The 12,053-nt window shown below is 44.5% G+C and carries 8 protein-coding genes and 1 tRNA gene; 3 read left to right on the top strand and 6 right to left on the bottom strand.

Annotation, left to right across the window (positions count from 1 at the left end; genetic code table 11):
- Positions 1-547 precede the first annotated feature (547 nt).
- The gene (locus BWX39_RS00550) at positions 548-1,129 is read left to right on the top strand and encodes a DUF417 family protein (protein ID WP_014709317.1); all 582 of its coding nucleotides are present in this window, start codon (positions 548-550) and stop codon (positions 1,127-1,129) included.
- 169 nt (positions 1,130-1,298) lie between these two features.
- Here the strand turns inward: BWX39_RS00550 and BWX39_RS00545 are convergent, their stop codons facing one another.
- A complete protein-coding gene (locus BWX39_RS00545) occupies positions 1,299-3,815 on the bottom strand; it encodes a TonB-dependent receptor domain-containing protein (protein WP_028905912.1) in 2,517 nt (838 codons plus the stop codon).
- 136 nt (positions 3,816-3,951) lie between these two features.
- Here BWX39_RS00545 and BWX39_RS00540 point away from each other — a divergent pair.
- Positions 3,952-4,023 (top strand) — tRNA-Arg (locus tag BWX39_RS00540).
- 44 nt (positions 4,024-4,067) lie between these two features.
- Positions 4,068-4,862 (top strand): ADP-ribosylglycohydrolase family protein, encoded by a 795-nt coding sequence (locus BWX39_RS00535; protein ID WP_028905913.1) that lies wholly within the window; start codon positions 4,068-4,070, stop codon positions 4,860-4,862.
- 189 nt (positions 4,863-5,051) lie between these two features.
- On the opposite strand, the gene BWX39_RS00530 is transcribed toward BWX39_RS00535, so the two are convergent.
- The 5 genes from BWX39_RS00530 to BWX39_RS00510 all read right to left on the bottom strand — a co-directional run bounded on the left by BWX39_RS00530 (position 5,052) and on the right by BWX39_RS00510 (position 11,819).
- A complete protein-coding gene (locus BWX39_RS00530; RefSeq protein WP_028905914.1) occupies positions 5,052-6,269 on the bottom strand; it encodes a T9SS type A sorting domain-containing protein in 1,218 nt (405 codons plus the stop codon).
- A gap of 145 nt (positions 6,270-6,414) precedes the next feature.
- Positions 6,415-7,185, bottom strand: coding sequence for an HmuY family protein (locus BWX39_RS00525; protein WP_028905915.1), 771 nt, complete (start codon positions 7,183-7,185; stop codon positions 6,415-6,417).
- Positions 7,186-7,568: 383 nt separating this feature from the next.
- Positions 7,569-8,879: an ATP-binding protein gene (locus BWX39_RS00520; protein ID WP_028905916.1), complete on the bottom strand. Its 1,311-nt coding sequence runs from the start codon at positions 8,877-8,879 to the stop codon at positions 7,569-7,571.
- Positions 8,880-9,146: 267 nt separating this feature from the next.
- Entirely contained in the window at positions 9,147-11,210 is a 2,064-nt protein-coding gene (metG, locus tag BWX39_RS00515) for a methionine--tRNA ligase (protein ID WP_028905917.1), read from the bottom strand.
- A gap of 60 nt (positions 11,211-11,270) precedes the next feature.
- Positions 11,271-11,819, bottom strand: coding sequence for a hypothetical protein (locus BWX39_RS00510; protein WP_028905918.1), 549 nt, complete (start codon positions 11,817-11,819; stop codon positions 11,271-11,273).
- Positions 11,820-12,053 lie beyond the last annotated feature (234 nt).

The raw sequence follows: 12,053 nt of genomic DNA, 5'->3' as shown, positions 1-12,053 counted from the left end.
ATCTATGGATTCCAGTCTATGTGAACCTAATCAGCTAAGGGCTGGCTCTTAAAAAGGAGCCAGCCCTTTTATTATATAGTTCTTAAAACAATTGGAAGTTTTAGGTAAATATCAATAGAACAAACCTTTTTGTGTGGAAATGAAGCAGCATTGCTAAATTACTTACACGTAAAGAAATATTTTTCTACACGTAAGTAAGAAATTCTTTACACGTAGATAAATATTTCTTTACGTGTAAGTAATTCAAAAAACAGGTGTTTTTTATAGGCATATCAGCAATAGGGAGTGTCTAAACTATCTTATCGCATCGGTCTTGATAAATGTAAACAAATTCACCAAATTGCCTTTGTAAACAATTAAATAGATATAAATTTGTAATAAATACAATGTTTTTGCTTGATGTTTGATAATAAATACATATCTTTGCAAACGAATTAACCAAATCAAGGTTATTTGCTTGCAGTAATGAACAGCAAGAAATGTTGTTGCACTGCAGCTATTTATTCATTTTAATAAACAAGACGTAATATTTTAAGGTTAGACATCTATGAACAAAATTGCATCATTAGTACAGTTCGTTCTCGAACTGGCAGCATCGCTGAAAGGTTTAGGTATCCATTTAGTGCGTATCGCAATCTTTATTATCTTTATATGGATTGGTGGTCTGAAATTCTGGAACTACGAGGCAGAAGGCATTGTTCCTTTCGTTGCCAACAGTCCGTTTATGAGCTTCTTCTATGCCAAGGACGCACCTGAATACAAGGACTACAAGCTTAAAGAGGGCGAGTTTGACAAGGTTAAAAACGAGTGGCACGAGGCAAATAACACCTATACGTTCTCTCACGGATTAGGTTTGGCTATTATGTCGTTCGGCATTTTGACATTGCTGGGCATTTGGTTCCCAAAGATTGGCTTTGTTGGCACAGGCTTGGTTATAATAATGACCTTCGGTACGCTATCCTTCCTTATTACCACACCCGAAGTATGGGTGCCTGACCTTGGTAGTGGCGAACACGGTTTCCCATTATTGACGGGTGCTGGCCGATTGGTAATCAAAGACGTATGTATTCTTGCCTCGGCAGTTGTTGTGCTGGCAGATTGCGCACAGCGAATTTTGAAGAAGAAATAGTAAGTTCGATACGATTCAAGAATAACAGAGAAAGAAGCAGAATATGGTTGCTGCTGCTTTCTCTGTTTTTTATTAGAAGCAGCCGAAACTGTTTGTTGGAAACGAAAAGAGGGCACATCAAAAACAATTTGATGTGCCCTCTTGGGTTTCAACGGTTAAGGAATAATGTTTATTGCCCCATTCCGCTGCTTTGGTATGGCTGACTTCCAAAGTCTTCGTCCATCTCCATATTGTTGTCTTTCTTCTTGCTCTTGTTAGTGTTACCGAAGTTCCAAGTAAGCGTGAAGCGGAAGGTGCGCCCAGAACGCCAACTCTCTTGGTAGCGTGTGAAGGAGTCGCTGCTGGTGTAAGTCTTCCATTTGCGTGTGTCGAGCAGGTCGCGGCAGTTTACGGATAGCACCAACAGTTTGTTGAAGAAGCTCTTTCTGAAACCGAAATCCACACTGCCACTTGGCGACCTGTAACCTTGTGCCAAGTTCTGGCGGCTGTTGTAGTTGCCTGTTAGCTGTACCGACATGTCGTAAGGTAACATCAGGCTGGCTTGCATACGTGCATTCCACGTGAAGTTGCTGTTGCCTTGCCCCGTAATGGTTTGTCCGTCGATGTCGAAACTGAAGCCATCGAGCTTGTAGTAGTAGAAGTTGGCAGAGGTAGAGAGGTTCAAGATGCGGAACAATCTGTTTCTTGCCGTAAGTTCCAAACCAGTCGATGTGCTCTTGGCAACGTTGAAGTTGGTTTGATAGAGTAAGCCGTCGGTAGAACTGCGGTAAGTAATGCGCTGCATCACGTTGGTAGTTGGGCGATAGTAAGCCGATACGAGCAAAGAGTGTTCGCGCCACGTGCGCAGGTAGTTCAGCGAGAATGAGTTGCTGTATTCGGGTGTCAGCTCTGGGTTGCCGAACGATATGAGGCTGGCATCGCTTGTGTTTCGGAATGAGTTGAGCTCTCCTCCCCATGGTCGGCGCAAACGGCGGGTGTAGTTCAGTTGCAGTTGGTCGTTCTCGGTGAGCTGATAACTCATGAAGATACTTGGGAAAAGCTGGAAGTAATCCTTCTTAAATGGCTGGTCGCGCAAGCTTGCATCGTGTTCCTGCGCCCACGAATAGCTCTCCGTGTTCACCTTCCAGTATTCGCCACGGAGTCCTGCCATCAAGCCGAATTTGCCCGAATTGTACGATAGGGTGGTATAGAGGGCGTGCACATCGTTCTTGTATATGAAGCGGTTGTAGTAGAGTTGGTCTTCCACAAGGTTATAGCCTGCCCAGCTGTTGCGGTCTACGAAGCTTTCTTGCGGTGTGTTCTCTTTCGACAGATTGGCTTGATAGCCTGCCTGAAGTCGCATTGCTTTTGAGATTTGGTTCTCGTAATCGAACTTTATTTCCCACGACCTGTTGTTCACGTACATAGGTCTGTATTGGTAGCTGCCACTGGTACTGGGCGTTGCAAGCGGATAGCCTGCTGCGTCGAAGTAGGTGGTGGAGTCTTGGAAAATGTTTTCGTTGTCGGCTTTCCATTTGTTGTAGCCCACGCTGAAGTCGAAGTAGTGCTTGTCGGAGAAGTTGCGTCGATAGTCGAATTCGGCGTGCATCATACGCATATCGTTGTTGCTGCTTGTGCTGCGGTTCATTAAATGGCTGTTGAGCAGCGAGCCGATAGTTCCGTACTCATACGGTGTAAGGCTGCTGTTCTTGTGGTTGCCGAGCGTAAACATACCGCTGAGCGAGATGTCGTCTTTCTTTGTGGCGTGCAATGTTATGCCTGCACGTGTGAAAAGGTTGTTGCCTTGTCCGCTGTTGTCGGCTTTGTATCGTTGGTAAGTGTTTGTGTTGATGTTGTTTTGCTCGCTCCAAGAGCCGCCTTCTCTCTTGCGATGATGATAGCCTACATTGGCGTAAGCGTCGATGAGAGAGCTGTTGTAGTTAATGTTGAACGATGTATTGGCTCCGCCGCGTGTGTTGGCACCTGCCTGAACGCTGCCATAATAGCCCGCCTTGCGGTCTTTCTTCAGTACAATATTGATGATACCTGCCGACCCTTCAGCCGAGAACTGAGACGAAGGGTTGTCTATTACCTCGATGCGGTCGATACTTTCGGCAGGCAACTGTTGCAGCACGGTGGCGCGGTTGTCGCTCGTAAGTCCTGAAGACTTGCCGTTTATCCATACCTCGACACTCGAATTGCCACGCAAGGAAACGTTGCCTTCGTTGTCTACCTCTACGCTCGGAATGTTTTCCAGAACGTCGGTTGCCACTCCGCCAGCGTTCGATATTTGTTGGTCTACGCTGAAAGTCTTGCGGTCTACCTCCAATTTCATATCTGCCCGCTGTGCCGTTACCACCACTTCATCGAGTGACTTGGCGTCTTCGGATAGGTAAAGTGCTATGAAATTCTTGTTGAGTGAGGTTGCTGTGAGGCTGAATGTCCTTACAACATCTTTATATCCCATACCGCTTGCCGTGAGCGTGTAGCTGCCGTTGGGTACATCTGATATAATGAAATGTCCCTCGGTATCGGTTATAGCACCTTTTAGAATCTTGTCGCTTCCTTCTTTTCGTATCACGACATTTATAAACTCTAATCCCGTGTTAGACTTCTTGTCCAACACTCTGCCCTTCACAGAGCCTTGTGCAAACGCTACCGTTGTATTCAATACGAGGAGTAGCAAAAACGAAATAATCTTGTTCATAATATTACCTAAGACTTTTCGCGTGGTTAAAAGTTTAACAGAAAACGAAAAAAAGTATGCAAATAACTATTAAAACACTTTTTTTTGCTATCTTTGCATAAGAAATAGCTGCACTTGGCTATGTCCGAAACACAATGCCCTTGTAGTTCAATGGATAGAACGCGGCTCTCCTAAAGCTGAAATATGAGTTCGATTCTCATCGGGGGTACTCTTTACTAAAGTCTAAACATTTTGATTTAACAATTCCGCAGTATGCTTGGAGCTATCATAGGAGATATTGTAGGTTCACGCTTTGAATTCGGACCTGCACCAGAAAAGGATTTTGAACTGTTCACCGACGAATGTTCTTATACTGACGATACTATCTGTACTGTTGCTATTGCCGACGCTATCTTGAGCGGACGTTCTTACAAAGATGCTTTGTTGGATTGGTGTCATCGTTATCCTGCTCCGATGGGTGGGTATGGCAATATGTTTTACGATTGGTTGCACGAAGACAATCCGCAACCTAAGGATTCGTTTGAAAATGGTTCTGCCATGCGTGTCAGCCCAGTGGGTTGGCTTTTCTCTGATTGGGAGGAAGTGATAGCGGAAGCCAAGAAGACGGCGGAGATTTCGCACAACCACGAAGAAGGTATAAAGGGCGCACAGTGTGTAGCCGAGGTGATTTGTTGGTTGCGGCACATGCGCTTTACCAAGTCCGATGTAGAACGAAAGGTTGAGAAATTCTATGGATACGAGCTGCCGTCGATGCGCGATATACGCAAGATTGGTGCACAGAACCATTTCGATGCTACTTGCCAGGAAACTGTGCCGATGGCGTTGCGTTGCTTTATGGACGCCAATAGTTTTGAAGAAACCATACGCTTGGCTGTGCTTTGCGACGGCGATACTGATACGAAGGCGTGTATAGCGGGTTCGGTTGCCGAGGCTTATTATGAAATTCCTGAATGGATGGCAGAGAAAGCCTTCAGTTATTTGCCCGATGATATTCTGGAAGTTCTTTCCCGATTTTACGACAGAATACAGTCGGATATAAACAAATAAAGTGGCAATGTATTTGCTTCGTGAGACTATTGGTCGGGCAGAATAAAAACTATATGACGTCTCAGTTCGAGGAATATGACGTCTCAATCTAAGAAATATGACGTCATATTTGAGCGAATATGACGTCATATTCTTCCAAATATGACGTCATATTTTTTTTGGAGGTTAAATCAAACCACGAAAAAAGGCTTATCGCTTGATAAACTTCACGGTCTGATTTCCGATACCTACAACATATATACCGGGAGCAAAGTTGTCGATGTTGAATGTGGTTTGCGAACCGTTTACAACAAAGCTACTCATACATGCACCTGTGGCATTGAATACCTGCAATGTCTTTCCGATAAGACTTGCAGGAAGGTCTACTGTTAGTTTATTGCCGTTGAGATGTGCTTGGAGCGACTTGCCCGCGGTTGTTCGAGCATCGGCAATATTGTTGGGAGTACCAGTTGGCTCGTATGTTATTTCCGACTCGTCGGTTGTTTCGAATATCGGGGCATGGGTGAAGTACTTCTCCATTGGCAGTTCCTTGAAGAGCGTGCAGTTGAGCGGACCTTGGAGTGCCCATTCTGCTTCAGTGGCTTCGAGAACCATAAAGGTTTCAGAAGCGAGCTTGCTCTTGTCGTACTCGTACTCTTTGCCGAAACCATTGCTGCTGCCCTGCTTGTCTATGTCGCCATCGTTGTCGTAGTGCCATGTCCAAGTAATTCTGTCTTGAGGCGTATAGTTAGGGCCGGGAACTTTCTTTATTGATACCCGACGACCTTTTTCATCATACTTGAATTCCTCTTTCCATACGAGTTCGCCGTTGGGGTATTCCTGACTGACACAGGTAACGTGCCCTGCTTCATCGTATTCCACCTTGCAGATACGTCCCACTTCCTCTTCAAGCTTGTCAGAAGGATAGTCGAACTGGCGAATATCGACACGGAGGAGGCGCATTTGGTCGTCGTATACGAAGTTCATTTTCACGTCCTCAGTAAGCGTTTCGTCGTTAGGTTCGGTACCGTGGCGTGTAGCACGAGTGTATTCAGTTACGTATCCGTATTCGTTACGCGTATATTCGTGCTTTGAAGAAACGGTAGACGAGCTGTGGTCAGCCTTGACCGCCACTTCTTCTTTCTTAATCATATAGCCCTGCGGGTTGTATGTGTAGTTGTAGACGAAAGTTCCGGGCTGCTTGCTCAAACCGTACTCTTCTCTGACAAGGCAACCCTTCTCGTCGTAGATGTACTGCGTAAGTTGTTCGTCTTCCGAATCCTTCCAGTCAATCACCTTCGCCATTCTGTACTTGTAGACGTTGGGGTCTGCACGGAAATAGTTAGGAGCCATCTTTACTTGCGCCGTGGCTATTTGCGCTGTGGCAAGCATTAAGACTGCCACTGTCAAACGTAATAGTTTTTTCATTGTTGTTTTAAATTGTTGTGGTTTATGAATGGATAATGGTCGTATCGTACTTGCTGTACTCGAAAGCAGTTCTTGCCTTTCGTGCCGTCCGTACGACCATTGTAAGAAAGGAACTCCCTTGCGGAGCCCCTTTCCGTGTTACTGATTAATTCTTCTTGACAAATTTATACTTGAAGCTGACTTCTTTCTTCTTGCCTGTAGCGTCTTTAAGACCTGTGAACTGAATAACGGCATAGCTGCCATCTTTAAACTTCACCAAGAATACAGGAGCCTTCTTTGGGTCTGACTTCGACATTGTGAGCGCATACTCTCCCATTGTTCCTTTCACCTTGTGCATCCAGTAGTAAAGTCCCATGTTTACGTAGCTCTTCATATAGCCCATTACGACAGGATTCTTCATCATTCCAGTCATGTCATAGATAAGATAAGCTTTTATGTCGCTCACCCATTTCACATTTGTCGGCAATGTCTTGATGGTTTCTATATCTGTCGTGTCGGTCATACAGGCTTCAGCACCATTGGTCCTTACATCAAAGACGTGGAAAGCCAAGTGCCACTTATCGGGTGCATTCGATGGTTTTCCCTCTACCGTCTTCGTTACATCGTACTTGCCGAAGAGGTCTTTCTTCTTGCCGGCATCAGAATATGTGCGCCATTCCTGTTCGCTGACGTCATCTTTCATAACAGTCTCACCTGTCTCAAGATTTACATATACCCACTTGTCATAACCTTGAAATGCCTTTTCTTGCGTAATAAACGAGAGCGTTTTTGTCGGTACGTCTTTCGGTTGCTCAGGCTTTGGTTGTTCAGGTTTTGGCTGCTCAGGCTTTGGTTTTGGAGTTGGGTCATCATTGCTACATGATGAGAATAACAAAACAGTAAGGCACGATAATGCCATAAATGATTTAAATTTCATAAATAATAGCGTTTAAAATAGTTGAATTAAATGTATCGGGTGCAAAATTACTCAATAAGAAATTGTTTTACAATACCTTGTAATTAGTATTTTGCCAATCTTATAGTAGGTATTGACAAAACCTTAGAGTAGGTATTGGTTTGAGCTTATCTTTTCAATTAGCAGCTTTTCATTTGCAAAAACAAATGCCAATGCAGAGGAAACCAAGTAAACATAGGGGAAGCGAGCGTTTCTCAATCCGAATAAATTAAGATAGAAACGCTGCATTTGCTTGATTCTCAAAGATAAAAACGAATAGAAAACTACGATGCTATCTGCGATAAAATAAATTTGTAGCACAAACTATACCTACTTGTGATTAATTATTATAGGTATGTTAAGGACTATTCCGCATAGGTAAAGAAGTATTTTGATATTCCATAAAGCGGAATATTCTCCAACCAATCCTGTACATCGTAGCCTTTCATTGATATACGCAGTCCTTTTAAATCATAGTTTGGGTGTTTGTCAATGTAAGTTCGCATAGAACGCGACTTAACGTTTTCTTCTGCTTTTACTTCGATAGGAATAACCCGTTCTTCCGTTTGTATTGCAAAATCTATTTCTGCTGGTGTGCTGTCGCTGCTCCAGTAGTAGGGTATCATTTCGTTTGCTACGAGTTGTTGCAGCACAAATTGTTCGGTAAAAGCCCCTTTAAATTCTTTAAAAATATTGTTGCTGATAAGCATTTGCTTTGCAGGAGCGTCCACCATACAGCCAAATAAACCGCAATCGAGCAAGAACAGCTTGAAAGCACTTAAATCTTCGTAGAACTTTAAAGGCATTTGAAGTTCCTTTGCACGGTTTACTTTATGGATAATGCCAGCATCGATGAGCCACTGAATAGCCAATTCAAAGTCTTTTGCCCGTGCTCCTTGTTTTATAACACCATAGACAAACTTCTTGTTTTCTTTTATTAATTGCGATGGAAGGCTGTCCAACACCTGCCCGATACGAATGCTTTCAACCTTGCTGCTATGTTTGCTGATGTCGTTTCGGTAGGCTTCTATAATATCCTTTTGTAGTTTTCGCACCTCTGCCAAATCGTTATTAGCAACGAAACGCGCAACAACTTCAGGCATTCCTCCCACAAAATAATAATAGCGTAGCTGCTCTATGAGTTTCGGAGCAAATGTTTCCACCATCTTCCAATCATTTTCACGGAGTATTTGCACTAATTCGGCTTTCCCGTTTGCCTCTAAAAACTCTTCAAAATCGAGTGGGTGAATGGGCAGCATATTTACTTTCCCGACAGGAAAGGAGTTGCCTTGCCCCAGTGTAATGCCCAATAACGAGCCCGCAGCCATAATATGGTATTCGGGTATTTGCTCTTGAAAGTATTTTAAGCTATGCAAACCGCGTGGTGCTTCTTGTATTTCGTCAAAGATAATAAGTGTTTTGTGCGGCTCAGGCTTTACTCCCGATATGGCTTGCACCGACATTAGAATGCGTTGAATATTATAATCGGCAACAAACAACTCTTTTGCAAGTGGTTCGGCATCGCAGTTTATGTAAGCTACATTTTCATAATGACTTTGCCCAAATGTCTTCATCAGCCACGTCTTACCTACCTGACGTGCGCCAAGAAGTATGAGTGGCTTTCTGCTTTCGCTTGATTTCCACTGCTCTAACTGCTTTAATGCTTTCCTATACATAGCTTTCTTTTTTGCAAAAATACACTTTTTTGATGATAAAAACAAAAGATTACCACACTTTTTCGACGATAAGAATAGAATAAAATTACATTTTTTCGAGGATAAACCTATTTGAGAAGGTGATGACACCTGAATTTTGTCACCTACTTAAAAACGAAAAGACGCACCCATAACGGTGCGTCTTTTTGGTTTGTATAATGCGTTTGCTATTATATACGATGTATTTGTTCTATATAATAATGTGAAAATGCGCTGCCAGATGCCTGTTTAGCCCACTTGACTGCCAGGTTTCACTTCGCCGAGTGTGGTGGTTACGCTGAGCGAACCATCGAAGTTTACAGCCGAAAGAATCATACCTTGACTTTCGATACCCATCATATTGCGAGGTGGGAAGTTGGCAACGAAGAGCACATCTTTGCCGATGAGCTGTTCGGGCTCGTAGAAAGCAGCAATACCGCTGAGGATTGTGCGCTCGGTGCCTGTGCCGTCGTCGATTGTGAACTTCAGAAGTTTCTTGCTCTTCTTCACTTTTTCGCAGTGCAGAATGTGTCCAACACGAATGTCGAGCTTCTCGAAATCGTCGAAAGATACATCTTTCTTGATAGGTTCTGCCACATAGCTGGCTGCTTCGTTCGCCTTTTTGGTGTCCTCAAGTTTCTTGAGTTGAGCGTCGATAGCCTCGTCTTCAATCTTCTCGAACAGCAAGTGTGGCGCGTTCAGCTTGTGTCCTGCTGCGATAATGTCGGTGCTGCCGAGCTGTGTCCAATCGTATTCGGCAAGATTAATCATATTGCGAAGTTCCTTACTGCTGAAAGGAAGGAATGGCTCGAAAGCAATGCTGAGGTTGGCAACCAGCTGTAGCGAGATGTTCAAGATGGTTTCCACACGTTTCGGGTCGGTCTTCCAGACTTTCCAAGGCTCGCATTCGGTAATGTAGCGGTTGCCTATTCGTGCCAAGTTCATTGCTTCTTTTTGCGCTTCGCGGAACTTGAACACGTCGAGATAGCTTTCTACTTTCTCCTTCACGTCTTTGAATTCCTGAATTGCCTGACGGTCTACGTCCTGCAACTCGCCACACGCTGGAACAACGCCGTCCCAATATTTATGTGTCAGCTGCAACGCACGGTTCACGAAGTTGCCATAAACTGCCACGAGCTCGCTGTTGTTGCGCTCTTGGAAATCTTTCCAAGTAAAGTTGTTGTCTTTCGTTTCTGGCGCATTGGCAGTAAGCACATAGCGCAGCACGTCTTGCTTGTTAGGGAAGTCCACCAAGTATTCGTGTAGCCATACCGCCCAATTACGGCTTGTAGAAATCTTGTCGTTTTCAAGGTTCAGGAACTCGTTTGACGGCACGTTGTCGGGCAAAATGTAGTCGCCGTGTGCTTTCAGCATACTTGGGAAGATGAGGCAGTGGAACACGATGTTGTCTTTTCCGATGAAGTGGACAAGGCGTGTTTCAGGGTCTTGCCACCACTTCTGCCAGCTGCCGAACTGTTCGGGGTTGCTGTCGCAAAGCTCTTTGGTATTTGAGATATAGCCGATGGGAGCATCGAACCACACGTAAAGCACTTTTCCTTCGGCTCCTTCAACAGGCACGGGAATACCCCAGTTCAGGTCGCGCGTCATGGCACGAGGCTGCAAATCCATATCGAGCCAGCTCTTGCACTGTCCGTACACGTTCGGACGCCATTCCTTGTGGTCGTTCAAAATCCATTGCTTCAGCCATTCCTGATAGTCGTTCAGTGGCAAATACCAGTTTTTGGTAGCCTTAACCACTGGCTTTGAACCCGAAATAGTAGACTGTGGATTGATGAGTTCCATCGGACTGAGGTCGCTGCCACACTTCTCGCACTGGTCGCCGTAGGCGTGCTCGTTGTGGCAATGCGGACATTCGCCCACCACATAGCGGTCGGCTAAGAACTGCTTTGCCTCCTCGTCGTAAAGCTGTTCGCTTTCTTGCTCAACCAGTTTTCCGTCGTCGTAGAGCTTACGGAAGAAGTCGGAAGCGAACTTATGGTGGGTTTCGCTCGTGGTACGGCTATACACATCGAACGAAATGCCAAACTCTTTGAACGAGTCTTTTATCATTTTGTGGTAACGGTCGCACACGTCTTGCGGTGTAACGCCCTCTTTCTTGGCACGCAGAGTGATAGGCACTCCGTGCTCGTCGCTACCTCCAATGAATACAACTTCTTCTTTTTTCAGTCGCAGATAGCGTGCGTAAATATCTGAAGGAACGTACACTCCTGCAAGGTGTCCTATATGTACACCACCATTTGCGTATGGCAATGCTGCCGTAACGGTGGTTCGTTTGAATTTCTTTTCTCCCATATATATCGTTTGTTTTTATCCAATTGCAAAGTTACGGCAATTTGCCGAAACCTACAAAATTTATTGTATTCTCACTGTTTTCGCACCTTCGTAGCAACCTATGGTGCGTTCGCCTTTCTTGTATATATCCTCGTTTCCAGGCATATCGAGCACGAAGCCAGCTGCTTTCACCTGCGCAACAAGGTTGTCGTAGGCTGCTTGGTTGAACACGCCGATAATGATAGCACCGTCTTTGAAGGCGATGTAGCTCGAAACACCCTTGCGCAAAGGCTTCGGATAGTCTTCGTATTTGTCTGCGGTAAGGATTTTTGCAAGACGGCAATTCTTGTAGTGCATCTTCGTGAATTTATCAAGGTGATAAATCTCGTAGTTTTCCTTTAGCTTGTAACCATACTTTTTCGTTATGCTTGCCACCTTTTCAGGGCTTTCAAACATATCTATGGCTTCTGCAATACTTATAAATTCAGTATTCGCCTCCACCTTTTCGGTTACAACAGCAGGTGTGGGCGTTGCATCGGCAACCGTTGCAGACTTCTGCGTTGTTCCGCAACTCGCTAATACCAAAGCCATTATTGCCATTACGGCAGTTATCCATTGTTTTTGTTTCATACCTCTCTTTTTAGTGGGTGGCTGCCGTTTTTCAGTGCCCACCCTGTATATAACAAGGTGCAAAGGTACGATATTTTTTTATACTTGTAGCATAAAAGCAAAAATCTAAGCAGCAGTAATGGTGTAGAATTTTCTTTTTGCCCCTGCCCGAACAAGCGCAAAGAGAAATTATACCAAAACTCTTCCTGTATTTTATATTCGGTACAGCATTAATGCAATGGCACCATACTTCTG

The organism is Prevotella intermedia ATCC 25611 = DSM 20706 (assembly GCF_001953955.1).
In the GTDB taxonomy this organism is placed as follows: domain Bacteria; phylum Bacteroidota; class Bacteroidia; order Bacteroidales; family Bacteroidaceae; genus Prevotella; species Prevotella intermedia.
Note: the sequence above shows the minus strand (reverse complement) of the source record. Positions and strands in the feature narration are given on the sequence as shown.